The 15,888-nt window shown below is 69.9% G+C and carries 17 protein-coding genes; 2 read left to right on the forward strand and 15 right to left on the reverse strand.

What is annotated here, in order from left to right:
- Positions 1-38: 38 nt before the first annotated feature.
- The gene (locus CGU35_RS14600) at positions 39-236 is read right to left on the reverse strand and encodes a hypothetical protein (RefSeq protein WP_100812263.1); all 198 of its coding nucleotides are present in this window, start codon (positions 234-236) and stop codon (positions 39-41) included.
- Between the two features lie 132 nt (positions 237-368).
- On the opposite strand from CGU35_RS14600, the gene CGU35_RS14605 reads away from it, so the two are divergent.
- Positions 369-1,493 carry a DUF4192 family protein gene (locus tag CGU35_RS14605; protein ID WP_100812264.1) on the forward strand — a complete coding sequence of 375 codons (1,125 nt, stop codon included), beginning with the start codon at positions 369-371 and terminating at the stop codon, positions 1,491-1,493.
- Positions 1,494-1,522: 29 nt separating this feature from the next.
- Here CGU35_RS14605 and lysS read toward each other — a convergent pair whose 3' ends face one another.
- The 13 genes from lysS to tilS all read right to left on the reverse strand — a co-directional run bounded on the left by lysS (position 1,523) and on the right by tilS (position 13,855).
- Positions 1,523-3,073: a lysine--tRNA ligase gene (gene lysS / locus CGU35_RS14610; RefSeq protein WP_100812419.1), complete on the reverse strand. Its 1,551-nt coding sequence runs from the start codon at positions 3,071-3,073 to the stop codon at positions 1,523-1,525.
- 87 nt (positions 3,074-3,160) lie between these two features.
- Positions 3,161-4,039, reverse strand: coding sequence for a pantoate--beta-alanine ligase (gene panC / locus CGU35_RS14615; protein ID WP_100812265.1), 879 nt, complete (start codon positions 4,037-4,039; stop codon positions 3,161-3,163).
- 9 nt (positions 4,040-4,048) lie between these two features.
- The gene (locus tag CGU35_RS14620) at positions 4,049-4,816 is read right to left on the reverse strand and encodes a DUF2520 domain-containing protein (RefSeq protein WP_100812420.1); all 768 of its coding nucleotides are present in this window, start codon (positions 4,814-4,816) and stop codon (positions 4,049-4,051) included.
- Complete coding sequence (locus CGU35_RS14625; RefSeq protein ID WP_232711330.1) at positions 4,813-6,465, reverse strand: PH domain-containing protein; 1,653 nt, start codon at positions 6,463-6,465, stop codon at positions 4,813-4,815. Before CGU35_RS14625 ends, CGU35_RS14620 begins: the two co-directional genes overlap by 4 nt.
- Positions 6,462-7,103, reverse strand: coding sequence for a PH domain-containing protein (locus tag CGU35_RS14630; protein WP_100812266.1), 642 nt, complete (start codon positions 7,101-7,103; stop codon positions 6,462-6,464). The genes CGU35_RS14625 and CGU35_RS14630 overlap by 4 nt, the downstream gene beginning before the upstream one ends.
- Entirely contained in the window at positions 7,054-7,596 is a 543-nt protein-coding gene (locus tag CGU35_RS14635) for a DUF3180 domain-containing protein (protein ID WP_100812267.1), read from the reverse strand. Before CGU35_RS14635 ends, CGU35_RS14630 begins: the two co-directional genes overlap by 50 nt.
- Positions 7,593-8,165: a 2-amino-4-hydroxy-6-hydroxymethyldihydropteridine diphosphokinase gene (gene folK / locus CGU35_RS14640; protein ID WP_100812268.1), complete on the reverse strand. Its 573-nt coding sequence runs from the start codon at positions 8,163-8,165 to the stop codon at positions 7,593-7,595. Before folK ends, CGU35_RS14635 begins: the two co-directional genes overlap by 4 nt.
- A complete protein-coding gene (folB, locus tag CGU35_RS14645) occupies positions 8,162-8,551 on the reverse strand; it encodes a dihydroneopterin aldolase (RefSeq protein WP_100812269.1) in 390 nt (129 codons plus the stop codon). The genes folK and folB overlap by 4 nt, the downstream gene beginning before the upstream one ends.
- Positions 8,539-9,360 carry a dihydropteroate synthase gene (folP, locus tag CGU35_RS14650; protein WP_100812422.1) on the reverse strand — a complete coding sequence of 274 codons (822 nt, stop codon included), beginning with the start codon at positions 9,358-9,360 and terminating at the stop codon, positions 8,539-8,541. Before folP ends, folB begins: the two co-directional genes overlap by 13 nt.
- Before the next feature lie 29 nt (positions 9,361-9,389).
- Positions 9,390-9,980: a GTP cyclohydrolase I gene (folE, locus tag CGU35_RS14655; RefSeq protein WP_100812270.1), complete on the reverse strand. Its 591-nt coding sequence runs from the start codon at positions 9,978-9,980 to the stop codon at positions 9,390-9,392.
- A gap of 3 nt (positions 9,981-9,983) precedes the next feature.
- The gene (gene ftsH, locus CGU35_RS14660; protein ID WP_100812271.1) at positions 9,984-11,990 is read right to left on the reverse strand and encodes an ATP-dependent zinc metalloprotease FtsH; all 2,007 of its coding nucleotides are present in this window, start codon (positions 11,988-11,990) and stop codon (positions 9,984-9,986) included.
- A 214-nt stretch (positions 11,991-12,204) separates the two neighbouring features.
- Entirely contained in the window at positions 12,205-12,756 is a 552-nt protein-coding gene (hpt, locus tag CGU35_RS14665; RefSeq protein ID WP_100812272.1) for a hypoxanthine phosphoribosyltransferase, read from the reverse strand.
- Positions 12,757-12,817: 61 nt separating this feature from the next.
- Positions 12,818-13,855 (reverse strand): tRNA lysidine(34) synthetase TilS, encoded by a 1,038-nt coding sequence (gene tilS / locus CGU35_RS14670; RefSeq protein ID WP_232711331.1) that lies wholly within the window; start codon positions 13,853-13,855, stop codon positions 12,818-12,820.
- Positions 13,856-14,063: 208 nt separating this feature from the next.
- On the opposite strand from tilS, the gene ppa reads away from it, so the two are divergent.
- Positions 14,064-14,597, forward strand: coding sequence for an inorganic diphosphatase (gene ppa / locus CGU35_RS14675; RefSeq protein WP_100812274.1), 534 nt, complete (start codon positions 14,064-14,066; stop codon positions 14,595-14,597).
- A gap of 25 nt (positions 14,598-14,622) precedes the next feature.
- Here ppa and CGU35_RS14680 read toward each other — a convergent pair whose 3' ends face one another.
- On the reverse strand, positions 14,623-15,846 hold the full coding sequence (locus CGU35_RS14680) for a mechanosensitive ion channel family protein (protein ID WP_100812275.1): 1,224 nt from the start codon (positions 15,844-15,846) through the stop codon (positions 14,623-14,625).
- Positions 15,847-15,888 lie beyond the last annotated feature (42 nt).

Below are 15,888 nucleotides of genomic sequence, written 5' to 3' on the forward strand. Positions count from 1 at the left end.
TTCCCTCCGCTGGCTCGTGCTCAGCGTAGCGGGATGGGTCAGCGTGCGGCGGGACGCGGCTCTTCCGGCGCGGGAGCCATGCCGCGCTTGGCGCGCTCTTCGGCCTCGATCCGCGCGTAGACACGGCGTTCGGTGCGGTCCATGCGGATGATGCCGCGGAGCACGAAGAAGAAGACCGCCGAGACGACGAGGGTCGGCAGAATCGACCAGATCAGTGCCGCCCAGTAGCCTTCCACCCCTCCAGGATACGTCGGCTGGAGCGTCAGGGACGATCGGATGTCTCCTCCCCACCGCAGCCCGCGGACCGGTCGTCCCCGAATCGACGGCATCGGGCACCACGCGGGCCGCCCGAACACCACGCTGGCCACATGCCCACCATCATCAAGGCCTCCGATGCCGCAGACTTCCTCGCCCTCGTTCCCGCCCTGGCCGGGTATCGCCCCCGCCAGAGCCTCGCGCTCGTGCTGTTCCGCGGTAACCGGACGGCTGGTGTCATGCGCTACGACCTGCCCGAACCCGATGCTGTCGAGGCGATGGCCTCGACCACGATCGGGCTCGCCTGCAAGGTGGACCGGATCGACGGCGTCGCCATCGTGGTCTACACGGATGCTCCTCTCCGCGACGATTCGTCGGCACCGATCGTGTGGCACGAGCTGGTCGCCGCTCTCGAGAAGCGAGCGCACCTCTGCGGCCTGCGGGTCGTGGAGGCGCTGTGCGTCGCCGACGATGCCTGGGGTTCGTACGAGGAGGGCGAGGCCCGCCCGATCGCGGAGGTGCACGAGCGCGAGGTCGGCCTGCCGCTACCCGTGCCGTCGGGAGATCAGGGCGCGGGCGCATTCCTGCCCGAGGTCGATCTGGCCGAGAAGGAGCGCATCGCGCGTGCACTCCTGACGATCGACGATGTCGCCGAGGCTCTGTTGGCCGCACCGCCGAACGTCGAGGTGGCGGATGTACCCTCGCTGGCGCGGTTGGACCCGCGGGCGCTCGCGGCGACCCAGGCGCTCGATGATCTTCCCGAGCTGCTGGAAGATGCGCTGCTCTGGGACCCCGACGATCTGGAAGCGTTCTCGGGCGCCGCGCTGCTCTGGTGCCTGCGTCGCCCGGCGCTGCGCGATGTCGCTCTACAGCAGTGGGCCGGTGACATCCACGCGGGCGAGCTCGCCCTCTTCGCGCAGCTGCGTTGGGAGGCCGGGCAGGACTATCCGGAAGAGCTCGGCGCGCGATTCTGCGGCGCGGGGCCGCGGCCCGATCCTGCCCGCTTGCACCGCGCCCGCGATCTGGTCCGTCGCATCGCGGCCGCGTCCCCGCGGGCGGCACGGCCGGGTCCCCTGGCGGCGGCGGCCTGGCTCAGCTGGGCCCTCGGCGGATCGACGCACGCGGGTTGGTACGCCGAGCAGGCCCTCGAGATCGACCCGGCGCACGGCCTGTCGCAGATCGTTCTGAGCATGTGCGCGGCCTCGCACTTGCCAGAGTGGGCGTTCGCCCGCGAGTGAGCACAGGGGCGTTCGCCCGCGAGGGGGCGTTACTTGACGAGCGGGAAGAGGATGGTTTCGCGGATGCCGAGCCCGGTGATCGCCATCAACAGGCGGTCGATGCCCATGCCCATGCCCCCCGAAGGCGGCATACCGTGCTCGAGCGCACGCAGGAAGTCCTCGTCGATGCGCATGGCCTCGACGTCGCCGCGCGCCGCGAGCACGGCCTGCTCGACGAAACGCTCGCGCTGGATCACGGGGTCGACGAGCTCGGAGTATCCCGTGGCCAGCTCGAACCCACGGACATACAGGTCCCACTTCTCCACGACGCCCTCGACCGAGCGGTGGGCCCGCACGAGCGGGCTCGTGTCCACCGGGAAGTCCATGACGAAGGTCGGGCGCTCGAGGCCGCCCTTGACGAAGTGCTCCCACAACTCCTCGACGAGCTTGCCGTGCGTGACGTGCGCGGGCTCGACGACACCGGATGCCGCGGCGAGCGCCAACAGCTCGTCGACGGATGTCTCGGGGGTGATCTCGTGGCCGCTCGCCGCCGACAGCGAGTCGTACATCGAGATGCGGTCCCACTCGCCGCCCAGGTCGTACTCGGTGCCATCGGCCCAGGTCACGGTCGTCGAGCCCGAGACGGCGCGCGCGGCGTTCTGGATGAGCTCCTGCGTCAGGTCGGCGATCCCGACGTAGTCGGTGTACGACTGATACGCCTCGAGCATCGCGAACTCGGGGCTGTGCGTCGAGTCGGCGCCCTCGTTGCGGAAGTTGCGGTTGATCTCGAACACCCGGTCGAGGCCACCCACGACGGCGCGCTTGAGGAACAGCTCGGGGGCGATGCGCAGGAACAGCTCGGTGTCGAACGCGTTCGAGTGCGTGACGAACGGCCGGGCCGCGGCGCCGCCGTGCTGCACCTGCAGCATGGGAGTCTCGACCTCGAGGAAGCCGTGCCCCGAGAACGTCTCGCGCAGGCTCGCGTTGACAGCGGCACGGGCACGCACGGTCTGGCGGGCCTGATCGCGCACGATCAGATCGAGGTAGCGAGCGCGCACGCGGCTCTCCTCGTTGAGTTCGGAGTACATGTTCGGCAGCGGCAGGATCGCCTTGGCCGCGATCTGCCACTCGTCGACCATGATCGACAGCTCGCCGCGGCGGCTCGAGATGACCTCGCCCGCGACGAAGACGTGGTCGCCGAGGTCGACGAGCTCCTTCCAGCGCTGCAGGGATTCCTCGCCCACCCCGGCGAGCGAGACCATCGCCTGAATACGGCTGCCGTCGCCGGACTGCAGGGTCGCGAAGCACAGCTTGCCGGTGTTGCGACTGAAAACGATGCGACCGGCGATCGCCGCGCGCACGCCCGTCGCGGTGTCGGCTTCGAGGTCGCCGTAGTTCTCGCGCAGCGCGGGGATCGTGTCGGTCACCGGAACGCTCACCGGATAGGCGCCACCCGAGGCATCCGTCCGCTCGTCCTGCAGGCGCTCGCGCTTGGCGAGCCGCACCGCCTTCTGCTCGAAGACGTCTTCCTGGTCGGCCAGGCCTTCCGGAACAGAAGCGTCGGATGCTGCCACGGCAGGCGGAACGGAAGAATCGGTCATCTGCGGGGGCTCCTCGAAAGTCGACACAAGTCTATCCGCGCAGATTGGCGCGTCTCGGCTGCGTGTGTGCGCAGACGAACGAGCGGATCAGCGGATGTACACCTCGGCGTTGTCGATGAACCGGTGCCCCGCGACCGTCGCCGCGATCAGAACCAGGGCCGCACCCTCGTGCCCCTCGTCGGCGGGCAGGAAGCTCTCGGGGTCGACGACGCTCAGGTACTCGAGCCGGATGCGCTCCTCGCCCATGAGGGACGACTGTGCCGCGGCGATGCAGGCGTCGACGCCGCGGTCGGCGTTGGACGCCGCCGCCTCGAGCGCGGCCACGAGCTTGCCTGCCGCTTTGAGGTCGCGCTCTTCGAGCATCCCGATACGTGTCGAGATCGGCAGGCCGTCGTCATCACGAACCGTGTCGGTCTCGAGTACCTCGACGTCGAGGTACAGATCGCGCACCATGCGACGCACAAGGAAGATGCGCTGGGCGTCGCGTCGTCCATAGACCGTGAAGTCGGGCTGGACGAGGTTGATCAGCTTTGCCTCGACCGTCAGCAGCCCGTCGAAGTACCCCGGACGCGCCCGACCCTCGAAGCGCAGACCGAGGTCGCCCGCCGTGACCTTGGTCGTCTGCGCGCCGCCGGGCAGCAGCTCCTCGGCGCTCGGCGCGAAGACGACGTCGACCCCGAGCGATTCGAGCAGCGCGGCATCCGCGTCGGGCGTGCGCGGATAGGCCTCGAAGGCCGCCGTGGTGGCGAAGCGCAGCGGGTTGACGAAGACCGATACCACCACGATGTCGGCGCGTTCCCGGGCCAACCGGATGAGATCGATGTGCCCGTCGTGGAGCGCGCCGATGGTGGAGATGAGTGCGACGGTGGGCTCGGCGGAATCATCTCGCGCCGTGTCCCCCGCCGTCCGTGCTGCGCTTCTGGCGTCGGCCAGTCGGGTGCGCAGCTCGGCGATGGAGCTGATCATCTTTGGATGCTACCCCGGCGGCTCGCCCAGATCGTCGAGGCCGTCCCGGCTGACCCATCCGGCATCGCCCATGCCGGCCCGCGCGATGCCGTCCCAGTCCAGCGTCGTCTCGAGGGTGAGTGCGTGGTCCACCGTCGACCGGACGAGCGCCGAGAGGTAGCCGCCGGGGTTGTCGATGCCGATGCCGCGCAGCAGCGAGGTCGACTGCTGCACGACCGCGCGGGAGAACTCGGTCGCGGTTGCGATCGCCTCGGCGTACGCGGCGCGGTCCGCCTCCGCGACGACGACGGGCTCGCAGCCGAGCTCGACCGCGAGAGCCTGGGCGATCGGCAGCACGGCCGCGGGAGCCGTGACGGCGGCGTACCCCGCTTGCAGCTGACGCAGGTCGATGCTCGTACCCGTGAAGGTGATCGCCGGATGGACGGCGAGCGGGATGGCCCCCTGCAGAACGGCGGGACGCAGGATGTCCGTGCCGAACCGCGCGTCGGTGTGCAGAACGAGTTGGCCCGGCTGCCACGCCGATACCGCGGCGAGTCCGGCGACGAGCTCGGCGAGCTGATCGCTCGGTACCGCGAGCACGACGAGTTCGCTACGTCGCACGATCTCGGGCGGGTCCAGGTGCGGCACACCCGGCAGGATCGCCTCGACGCGGTCGGGATCGGACCCCGCGGTGATCCCCGTCAGCGCGTGCCCCGCGCCGCCGAGCGCCGCACCGATGATCGGGCCCACGCGGCCGGCGCCGATGATCCCGACACCGAGGCGCCCCGCGCGGCTCACGATGTCGCCTCCCGCGTCGGCTCCGGCACCTGGTCCGGCTCCGCCCACCGGTGGCTCCGGTCCGCCGTGGAGGCGGCCGAGGCCCGGGCCGTGACATCCGCGAACGCCGCGAGCGCGTCGTCACGATCGAGTGCGGCGACCGAGCCGTAGACGGGTCCGGCGACCGTGTGCGGACGCAGGGACGCGACGCGCAGGGATCGGTCGAGCGGACCCTGGTGCAGGCCCACGCTCTGCATGCGGGCGAAGGGGAAGATCGCGAGCGACCGCCAGATCTGCCCGCGTCGCAGCAGGAGCGCGTGCGGCGAGACGAGGAATCCGTTGCGTCGCCACGACAGCGGCCGGATGAACCAGGCACGGCGCGGGGTCTGCGAGAACGGGTCTTCGTCGCGGGGGCCGAGGATGCCGTGGTCGAAGAGCAGCGACCACTCCTCGTCACGGGTGCCCGGCAGAATCAGGCGCAGGACGCGTTCGACGTCCGCGCGCGTACCCACGGGCAGGACCGTCGTGAACTGGTCGGTCGCGGTGTCACCCGCGCTTCGTCCCGTCAGGCGGTTGATCTTGATCAGCCACCATCCGAACGGGCGCCAGAAGATCGACTGCCGCACCTCGATCGCGTGCACGCGCCCCGGCGGAATGATCTCGGTCACCGTCGTGAAGAGCCCGAAGGTCACCCGCAGGCCGTGGCGTGTGGGCGCGATCGAGTACCGCAGCGACTTCAGGATCTGCGAGACCCAGTAGGCCCCGAAACCGAGCAGTGCGGGGATCAGGCCCAACAGCACCCACGGCGAACCCCAGATGCCGCCGGCGATCGCGACGCCCGTCATGACGAGCAGAGCGACCGTGCCGCCACCGAGCACCTGCGAGGCGATCAGCCGACCGGGAGGGATGTGCACCACGCTCTCGGGCTCGCTCGCCGGCCCCTCGGCCCCCGCGATGAGTCCCGTGATGCCCTCGCTGACGGCGACGGACACGCCCCGTGCGCGGGATCCGGATGCGGCGGCCCCGGATGGAGCGACCCCGGCCGCTTCGGCGAGCTGTCGCCCTGACGCGAGACGCAGGATGTCCGCGCGCACACGCTCCGCGCTGCTGGTCGACAGGTATTCGAGCTTGACGTTCGCATCCGCACCCGCACCGACGACCTCGAGCTTCACGAGACCGACGAGGCGCGCAACCAGCGGGCGCGTGAGGTTGACGCCCTGCACACGGTCGAGTGGCGCGCGCCGCTGCGAGCGGAACAGGATGCCCTGTCTGACCTCGACGTCGTCGTCCGTGATCCGGAAGGTGTGGAAGCGCCACGACAGGTAGAACCCGCCGACGACCAGCACGAGCACGCCGAGAGCGGCGAGGGACGCCGCGAGCAGCAGTCCGTGGTCGAGGACCCAGTCGACGGGATCACCCGAGTTCCACTCGCCGCCGTCTGGCAGCTCCGGCAGCAGCGACGGCAGGAAGATCGCCACCAGCCGGTCGCGCAGGTTTGCGATGACGATGCCGACGAGCACGACCAGGAAGATGCCGCCGCGGAAGATCGGCGACAGCGGATGCATCCGGTGCCACTCGCCGTCACTCAGGTCGCTGCGCGCCTCGAACGGTTCGTCTGGGGCCTGTGTGGGTACCCCGGGTGGCGTGGCGGTCGGCTCGGACTCGGTCACAGTCCCGTCCGTCGCGACTCGGCGACCTCGACGAGCAGGTCGCGCAGGTGTTCGGCGGTCTCTTGCTCCAGTCCGGGGATCGTGACCCCCGTCGATGCGGCGGCCGTGACGAACTTCAGCTGCGCGATGCCGAACCCGCGGTCGAGGGGGCCGTGGGTGATGTCGATCAGCTGCATCCGTCCGTATGGCACGGCCACGAGCCGCTGCCACAGGATGCCGCGGCGGAAGACGAGGTCGTCTCGGCGCAGACGGTAGCCGATCGAACGCGCCTGTCGCGGCACGACGGCGGTCGTCGCGATCAGGATCGCCAGGATGATCCCGCCCGGGATGTAGGCCCACGTCTGGCGGAAGAACAGGGCGACGAACAGCATGACCGCCGCGACGAGCACGATCATCACCCCGCTCGAGATCAGCTGAACCCACACGTACTGGGGCGAGATCTGATGCCAGTCGCCCGCGTCGAGTTCGAGACGGGACGGCGAACGCGGCTCGACCAGCGCGGTGAAGGTGCCACGATCGAGCGAGTCGTCGAGCGGGTCGGTGGGCGAGTCGTCGATCGGGCGCCCGGGAGTCGACACGTCCACGACCTCACCAGGGGTGGGCGTCGCCTCCGGCGGCGGGCTCGGGGGGTTCGTCATCGTCGTCCTTCCGGATGATGCACATGTTCTCGGCGACGAGTGCCGCGACGACGAGGATCGCCCCCGCGACGGCGGTAGCGATGACCGCCGTGATCGAGCCTAACGGCGGCGGCACGGGACGGGACAGCAGGTACGCGGCCAAGCCCACGCCGACCCCACCGATCGCCGCCCCCACGATGCTCGACGCCTTCGCCAGAATCGCGATGCGCAAAGCCCGGAACGGGTTGACGGGCATTCCCGATGCCGACCGTGATGCCGATGGCGATCCCGTCGGCATCACGCCGCGCTGCCGACGAGGGCCCCGGATCGCTCGGCGAATCGGCAGCGCCAGGACGACCACGATCGCGCCGAGCAGCAACAGCATGATCGGCAACGAGATGAACGGCGTGAAGGTCGGTCGCCCGGAGACGGTCAGCAGGTGATCGAGCAGGAAGCCCGCGAGGGCGCCGAGTACGGCGGCCGAGAGCAGAACGAGCGGACTCGTGCGCTTCACGCGCGCTCCCCGTCCGAGGCATCCGGCTGATCCTGCGCCGCCCGTGGGCGCAGCCGATCGACGAGATCCCGCACCGCGCCGTGACCGACGAGCACGGCATCGGGGTCGGCCTCGAGCCAGGGCTCGAGCACGAAGTCGCGCTCGGCGGCGCGCGGGTGCGGCAGCGTGAGGTTCGGATCGTCCGACCGCACGTCCCCGTACGCGATCAGATCGAGGTCGAGCGTGCGGTCGCCCCAGCGCTCGTGACGCTGACGCCCGTGCTCGGTCTCGATGCGATGCAGCATCGCCAGCAGAACGCTCGGGGCCAGCCGCGTCGAGACGAGGGCCACGGCGTTCAGGTACGCGGGTGCCGAGGCATCCGGACCATCCGGTCGCAGCGCGATCGTCTCGCGCGTCGGCGAGATCCGCACGTGATCGACCAGGGGCAGGCGGGCGATCTCGCGCACCGCGTCCTCGAGCGTCGCCCCGCGGTCGCCGAGGTTGCTGCCGAGAGCGACGACCGCGACGGTCGTCTCGTGGTCGGGCTTCGCCTCGCGGGGCGGCAGTTCTTCGGCCAGTCGACGGCTCATGGGGTGCTCCGGGGGAAGTCGATCGCGGCTCGTTCGATGGTCACCGAGACGTCCGAGAACTCGGCTTCGATCGGCGCACTCGGCTTGTGGACGGTCACGCGAACCGACGCGAGACGGCGGTCGGCGAGTACCGCGACGGCGATGCGCTCGGCGAGCGTCTCGATCAGGTTGACCGGCTCGCCCGCGACGATCGCGACGATCGTGTCGGCGACCTCGCCGTAGTGCACGGTGTCGCGCACATCGTCCGTGCGGGCCGCTTCTGTCGTGCGCAGCTTCAGCACCACGTCGATCACGAAGTGCTGGCCCCGCTCGCGCTCGAAGTCGAACACCCCGTGCCGACCGAACACGCGCAGGCCGGTCAGCGTGATCTCGTCTAGGCCGTCCACGATGCCCCCGTTCGCCAGGCCGCCGAGATCGCCAGGGCATCGCGCGTCGCCGCGACGTCGTGTACACGCACACCCCACGCACCCGCCCGCTCGGCCAGCACGCTCGTCACGGCCGTCGCGGCGTCGCGGCGGGCGACGGACGGAACCTCTGCGGATGCGGATGCGGATGCGTCGCTCAGCGCCGCTGTCAGGAACCGCTTGCGCGAGGTTCCGACGAGGACGCGCGGCCCGAGCGCGACGAGATGCTCCAGGCCGGCGAGCATCGCCCAGTTCTGTTCCGCGGTCTTCCCGAAGCCGATGCCCGGGTCGAGCACCACCCGGGATGGATCCATTCCCGCTCGCGCAGCCTCGCGCAGACGCTCCGCCAACTCGACCGTGACGTCGCGCGCGACATCGGCGTACGCGGCGCGGGCGTACATGTCGGACGACGGACCGCGCCAATGACCCAGCACGAAATCCGCGGATGTCGCGGCCACGGCGGCGAGCATGTCGGCGTCGGCGAGGCCCCCCGAAACGTCGTTCACGATCCGCGCGCCCGCGTCGACCGCGGCGACGGCCGTCTCGGCGTTCATCGTGTCGATGCTGACGACGATGCCGCGCTCGGCGAGCGCCGCGACGACCGGCAGAACCCGCCGAGTCTCTTCCGCGGTCGGCACGCGCTCGGCACCGGGCCGGGTGGACTCGCCCCCGACATCGATCACACCCGCACCGTCGCCGACGAGCTCGAGGGCGTGCGAGATCGCGCGCTCGGGGTTCAGGTACCGGCCGCCATCGCTGAACGAGTCGGGCGTCGTGTTCACGATCCCCATGATCACGGTTCCCACGGTGTTCGCGGGGCTCACGAGCGAACGCCGCCGATCAGGGCGATCAGCTCGGCGCGAGCCGCGGGCTCGGCGAGCTCGCCGCGGGCCGCGACGGTGACGGTCGAGGCATCCGGCTGGCGACCGCCACGCATGTTGACGCATCCGTGACGTGCGTCGAGCACCACGAGCACGCCGCGGGCGTCGAGTTCGTGCTGGATCGTGTCCGCGATCTGCTCACCGAGTCGCTCCTGCACCTGGGGGCGCGACGCGAGGATGTCGACGACGCGCGGCAGGGCGCCGAGCCCCACGACTGTGTCGCCCGGCAGATAGGCGACGTGTGCCACACCACGGAACAGAAGCAGGTGGTGCTCACACACCGACCGGAAGGCGATGTCGCGCAGCAGCACCGCTCCCGACGCGACCGTCTCGGGCTCGGGTCCGCGCGCGACGGAAATGGGCTTGCCCAGCGGCTCCGCCGGGTCCTGATCGAGGCCCGCGAAGAACTCGGCGTACGCCTCGGCGACCCGCTGCGGGGTGCGCTTCAGGCCCGGACGGTCGGGGTCCTCGCCGATGGCGACCAAGATCTCACGAACAAGCGCCTCGACGCGCTGTGTGTCGACGGCCATGGGCTATGCCGTGGCCGGGCGTGCCTGACCCGAGGGACGACGATGCGGCTGCTTCTCGGCGACGACCGCCTCGGCCTGCACATCGGCGGCGAGGCCCTCCGGAAGCTTCTGCTTCGGAACCTCGACGGGGGGCAGAGCCGAAACGGGGCGCTTCTCGCTCGAGAGCCACTGCGGGCGCGGCGGCAGGCGTCGCACGTCCGTGAAGATCTCGGCGAGCTGCAGGTGGTCGAGCGTCTCTTTCTCGAGCAGTTCGAGAGCGAGCTTGTCGAGCACGTCGCGGTTGTCGCTGATCACCTGGTACGCCTCGTTGTGAGCCTGCTCGATGAGCGCCCGCACCTCGGCGTCGACGCGTTCGGCGACCGACTCCGAGTACTCGCGGCCGTGCCCCATGTCGCGGCCCATGAATACCTCGCCGCTCGCGGCGCCGAGCTTCACGGGACCGAGTTGCATGGTCATGCCGTACTCGGTGACCATCTTGCGGGCGATGTTGGTCGCCTTCTCGATGTCGTTCGAGGCACCCGTGGTCGGGTCGTGGAAGACGATCTCTTCGGCGACGCGGCCGCCCATCGCATACGTCAGCTGGTCCTGCAGCTCGTTGCGGGTGACCGAGTACTTGTCGTCCAGCGGCAGCACCATCGTGTAGCCGAGGGCCTTGCCGCGGGGAAGGATCGTGACCTTCGTGACGGGGTCGGTGTGGTTCATCGCGGCCGCGGCGAGTGCGTGCCCGCCCTCGTGGTACGCCGTGATCAGGCGTTCCTTGTCTTTCATGACGCGCGTGCGGCGCTGCGGGCCCGCGATGACGCGGTCGATGGCCTCGTCGAGCGCGCGGTTGTCGATGAGCTGGGCGTTCGAGCGGGCGGTCAGCAGGGCCGCCTCGTTGAGGACGTTCGCGAGATCGGCACCGGTGAAGCCGGGCGTCTTGCGGGCGACGACCTCGAGGTCGACGCCGTCGGCGAGCGGCTTGCCGCGGCCGTGCACCTCGAGGATGCGCTGGCGACCCTTCAGGTCCGGCGCGTCGACGCCGATCTGACGGTCGAAGCGGCCGGGACGCAGCAGGGCCGGGTCGAGGATGTCGGGGCGGTTGGTCGCCGCGATGACGATGACGTTGACCTTGGGGTCGAAGCCGTCCATCTCGACGAGCATCTGGTTGAGCGTCTGCTCGCGCTCGTCGTGCCCGCCGCCCATGCCGGCACCGCGGTGACGGCCGACCGCGTCGATCTCGTCGATGAAGATGATGGCCGGGGAGTTCTCCTTGGCCTGGTTGAACAGGTCGCGCACGCGGCTCGCGCCGACGCCGACGAACATCTCGACGAAGTCCGAGCCCGAGATCGAGTAGAAGGGCACGCCCGCCTCACCCGCGACGGCGCGGGCGAGCAGGGTCTTACCGGTTCCGGGAGGGCCGTACAGCAGCACGCCCTTCGGGATGCGGGCACCGACGGCCTGGAACTTCGTCGGGTCTTTGAGGAAGTCCTTGATCTCCTGCATCTCTTCGATGGCCTCGTCAGCGCCCGCGACATCCGCGAACGTGACCGTGGGCGATTCCTTCGAGACGAGCTTGGCCTTGGACTTGCCGAACTGCATGACCTTGCTGCCGCCGCCCTGCGCCGACGAGAGCAGGAACCAGAAGAGCAGACCCAGCAGAAGCAGCGGGATCATGAGGGAGAGGAAGCCGTCGAACCAGGATGCCTGGGGCACGACGTCGTTGAAGCCATCGGACGGGTCCGCGGTGTTGATCGCGTTGACGACCTCCTCCGCGCGAGCGGTCACGTAGTAGAACTGAACATCCGTCGCGCCCTCGTACGCCTTCGACAGGGTCATGTCGACGCGCTGGTCGCCGTCGGTCGTCACGACCTTCTCGACGGTCCCCCCGCTCAGAAGCGAGAGGCCCTCCTGCGTGGTGATCTGCTTCGCTCCGCCGAGGCTCGAGATCAGCGTGAATCCCACGATGAGGAAGACCCCGATCAACAGCACATAGATCAGGGGATTGCGGGTGAGCTTCTTGAAGTCCATGGTGGCGGGGCGAGCCCGGAGCCTTTCGTCGACGTGCCGCACCAGGGCGGTTCAGACAGGGTATCGCTCCCGCGCTTTGCACCGGCTGTGCATTCGCCCACGGCGTACATCCCCCGCCCGGCCCTTGATGTCCCACTTTCTGCCGGTTTGGCGACCCCTTACCGGTCGAAAGTGGGACACACGCGCCCAAGAGTGGGACATGGCGATCAGGAGATCAGGAGTAGACGTGCGGCGCGAGCACCGCGACGTCGCGGAGGTTCCGGTACCGCTCGGCGTAGTCGAGGCCATAACCGACGACGAACTCGCTCGGGATGTCGAACCCGACGTACTTCACGTCGACGTGCACCTTGACCGACTTGGGCTTGCGCAGCAGCGCGAGAACCTCGACCGATGCGGCACCGCGGACGAGGAAGTTCTCGAGCAGCCAGCTCAGGGTCAGGCCCGAGTCGATGATGTCCTCGACGATCAACACGTGCTTGTCGTGCAGGTCGGTGTCGAGGTCCTTGCGGATCTGCACCACGCCGCTCGACTTGGTTCCGGCGCCATAGGACGAGACGGCCATCCAGTCCATCGGCACGAGCATCGGCAGCGCGCGGGCGAAGTCGGCCATGACCATGACCGCGCCTTTCAGCACTCCGACCAGCACCAGGTCCTTGCCCTCGTAGTCGCGGGCGACCCGGGTGGCGAGCTCCTGGAGCTTGGCGAGGATCTGCTCCTCGGTCACCAGGACTTCGGACAGGTCGTCGGCAAGATCGGCAGCGCGCATGCGGTCGAGTCTAGGCTCTGGGGCCGGTCGGCCCGAGGGCCCACCGCATCCGTCGGTCGCCTCAGGTGCGGGCCGTGAAGACGAGCCGGGTACCGCGCCGGGTCGCCGTGCAACCGGGAAGGTCGATCGGCGCCTGGCCGTGCCAGTCGGTCACGAGCCGCGCCACCTCGAGCGTCTGCGCGCGAGTCAGGCTCACGCCGAACTCGCTGTTCACGACGTGCCGGATGACCCGATGGCGCAGCGCCGCGGGGTTGGCGGCGAGCGCCGGGACCGACACCGAGATGCCCGCCTCGGCGTGCTCGACGATGTCTTCGATCGTCTCGTCGATCATGTCGCGGAACGCCTCGGCGTCTTCGCGAAGCTGCTCCGCGGTGCGGGCGAGGGCCTCGGCGACGCCCGGGCCGAGCTCGTCCTCCAGCACCGGCAGCGCCCTGGTCCGGACCCGCACGCGGGTGAAGCGCGGGTCGAGGTTGTGCGGGTCGTCCCAGACCGCGAGCCCTTCCGCGGCGCAGGCCGAGCGAGTCGTCTCGCGACGCACGGCGAGCAGCGGGCGCAGCCAGAGCACACCGGATGCCTCGTCCCGGCGCGCGGGTGCCATACCCATCAGGCTCGAGCTCCCCGAGCCCCGCGACAGGCCGAGGAGTACCGTCTCGGCCTGGTCGTCCAGGGTGTGCCCGAGCAGCACCGCAGCGGCGCCGCTGCGCTGGGCCTCGGCGCGCAGCCCGTCGTAGCGCGCGTCCCGTGCCGCGGCCTCGGGCCCGCCGTCGGACGCGACCTCGACCGCGATCACCGTCGCCGCGAGCCCGAGGGCCCGCGCGGCGTCGGCGGCAGCGGATGCCTGAGCGCTCGAGGCATCCTGCAGCCCGTGGTCGATCACGACGGCGGATGCCTCGATGCCGAGCCGCGGCGCCTCGAACGCGACCGCTGCGGTGAGCGCGAGCGAGTCGGCGCCGCCCGAGAGCGCCACGATCACGCGGGGCTCCGGGGCGCCGGGCTCACTACTCAGGGGCGTGAGCGCGGCGCGGACCGCGGACCGCACGGCCGCTACGGCGGGGTCGAGACGCCCGCGGAGGGCGCTGGAATCGGGAGTCTCGGGCACGCCCCCACCGTACCCGGGCCTGTTGCTCCGGCCTCGGCGAAATCTCGAAGGATCCGTGTGACGCAAGCAGCCAGATGAGGCCCCACAGCGCCTCATGCGGGCGATCGCACCTCTGAGATGTTCGCCCCGGCCGGTTGACTAGGCTGGAACGCGGCGATCAGCAGTTCCGCCACTCACTTTTCGCACCATCTCTATCGAGGAGCCACGCATGGGCGCTTACGACGCAGTCATCGAGATCCCCCGCGGCAGCCGCGTCAAGTACGAGGTCGACCACGGCACCGGCCGCGTCTTCCTCGACCGCGTGCTGTTCACGCCGATGGGCTACCCCGCCGACTACGGATTCTTCGAGAACACGCTCGGCGAGGACGGCGACCCGCTCGATGTGCTCGTGCTGCTCGATGTCACCCTCTTCCCGGGCGTCATGGTCACCGTGCGCCCCGTCGGCGTGCTCAAGATGAGCGACGAGGCCGGTGGCGACGACAAGCTCGTCGCCGTGCTGGCGAAGGACCCCCGCTGGGCCCACATCCAGAACGTCGACGACATCCCCGATTTCACGAAGAAGGAGATCGCGCACTTCTTCGAGCACTACAAGGACCTCGAGCCGAACAAGTGGGTCAAGGTCGATGCGTGGGGCGACGTCGACGAGGCCGAGCGCCTGGTCGAAGAGTCCATCGTGCGCTTCGAAGAGCACGAGGGTCGGACCAAGACGCAGGGTGAGGGCGAAGCGCCCCGCTCGGTCTGATCCGGCCCCGACTCCGGCGCGTACATCAGTCGTCGCGCGCCGGATCCGCCAGCGGATGCTCGCGGCTGTCGCGGTCTTCGGACTGAACCACCGGAATCGCGGCGGTGAACTCCGAGGCCCTTGCCTCGCCGTCCGCCGTACCTGAGAACAGCCCCGCGCGATCCCGTGCGTCCGACGATCCCTCGGCAGCCGGTACGTGGCGCCGCCCTTCGCCGGGGTCGCCGACGAGCACGCGCTGCACAGGCAACGACGAGACATCCTGGTCGCGCACCCACTCGACGAGTGATTCGCGCACGACGCACCGCAGGTCCCAGAGGGCGGCGGAGTCGGCCGAGCTCACCAACACCCGCACGCGCACCATGCCGCCCGTCGCATCCGTGACCTGCAGCACCTCGGTGCGGCCGTCCCACAGGGGCGTCTCGGCCAGCACCTGCGAGAGTCGGTTGCGCATGCCGTCGGTCGACACCCGCCAGTCGACGTCGAACTCGACCGCGCCGACCAGTTCGCTGCCGTACTTGGTCCAGTTCTGGAACGGGGTCGAGGTGAAGTAGCTGCAAGGCAGCACGACGGTGCGCTGGTCCCACGTCATCACGACGACGTAGGTCAGGGTGATCTCGTGGATGCGTCCCCACTCGCCGTCCACGACCACGACGTCGTCGACGCGGATCGCTTCCGAGAACGCCAGCTGCACGCCCGCGAACACGTTGGCGAGCACCGACTGGGCGGCAAGACCGGCGACGATCGACACGATTCCCGCGGATGCGAGGACGCTCGCGCCGACGGCGCGCACGCCGTCGAAGGTCAGCAGGATGGCGCCGATCGCCACGATGACGACGATCACGACGACCAGCCGGCGAACGATCTGGAGCTGCGTGTGCAGGCGCCGCGCGACGCGGTTGTCGGGCACGTCGATGCGGTAGCGGCTGAGACTGACGTCGGCGGCGAAGAGCAGCACCTGGCAGACGAGCCAGGCCCCGGCCGAGATCAGGGCGATCAGCAGGGCGTGATCGGCAACGGCTCGCCACGAGACATCCGCAAAGCTCAGCGCGACCGCGATCCACACGCCGACGATGAGCAGCGCGACCCGGAACGGCCAGCGTGCCCGGCGGATCAGAATCGCGGCCCAGTCGCGGCCTCGGGCTGCGACGCGGACGATGAGCGATGCCAACGCCGAGACGACGAAGACGAGGACGAGCGCGCCGACGAGGGCGAGAGAGAAGGTCAGAAGTGTTGACCAGGGTTCGGGCATGGGATCTCCGATCGGGTCACCACCAGGCTAGGCGCGACCCCC

Source organism: Microbacterium sp. BR1 (assembly GCF_002812725.1).
Taxonomy (GTDB): domain Bacteria; phylum Actinomycetota; class Actinomycetes; order Actinomycetales; family Microbacteriaceae; genus Microbacterium.

Bases quoted from the DNA above. Each gene is read 5' to 3' on its own strand.
- ppa (WP_100812274.1), top strand. From the start codon at position 14,064: ATGGGCGCTTACGACGCAGTCATCGAGATCCCCCGCGGCAGCCGCGTC.
- CGU35_RS14605 (WP_100812264.1), top strand. From the start codon at position 369: ATGCCCACCATCATCAAGGCCTCCGATGCCGCAGACTTCCTCGCCCTC.
- panC (WP_100812265.1), bottom strand. From the start codon at position 4,039: ATGATCAGCTCCATCGCCGAGCTGCGCACCCGACTGGCCGACGCCAGA.
- lysS (WP_100812419.1), bottom strand. From the start codon at position 3,073: ATGACCGATTCTTCCGTTCCGCCTGCCGTGGCAGCATCCGACGCTTCT.
- folK (WP_100812268.1), bottom strand. From the start codon at position 8,165: ATGAGCCGTCGACTGGCCGAAGAACTGCCGCCCCGCGAGGCGAAGCCC.
- folP (WP_100812422.1), bottom strand. From the start codon at position 9,360: ATGGGGATCGTGAACACGACGCCCGACTCGTTCAGCGATGGCGGCCGG.
- folE (WP_100812270.1), bottom strand. From the start codon at position 9,980: ATGGCCGTCGACACACAGCGCGTCGAGGCGCTTGTTCGTGAGATCTTG.
- CGU35_RS14680 (WP_100812275.1), bottom strand. From the start codon at position 15,846: ATGCCCGAACCCTGGTCAACACTTCTGACCTTCTCTCTCGCCCTCGTC.
- hpt (WP_100812272.1), bottom strand. From the start codon at position 12,756: ATGCGCGCTGCCGATCTTGCCGACGACCTGTCCGAAGTCCTGGTGACC.
- CGU35_RS14630 (WP_100812266.1), bottom strand. From the start codon at position 7,103: ATGACGAACCCCCCGAGCCCGCCGCCGGAGGCGACGCCCACCCCTGGT.
- ftsH (WP_100812271.1), bottom strand. From the start codon at position 11,990: ATGGACTTCAAGAAGCTCACCCGCAATCCCCTGATCTATGTGCTGTTG.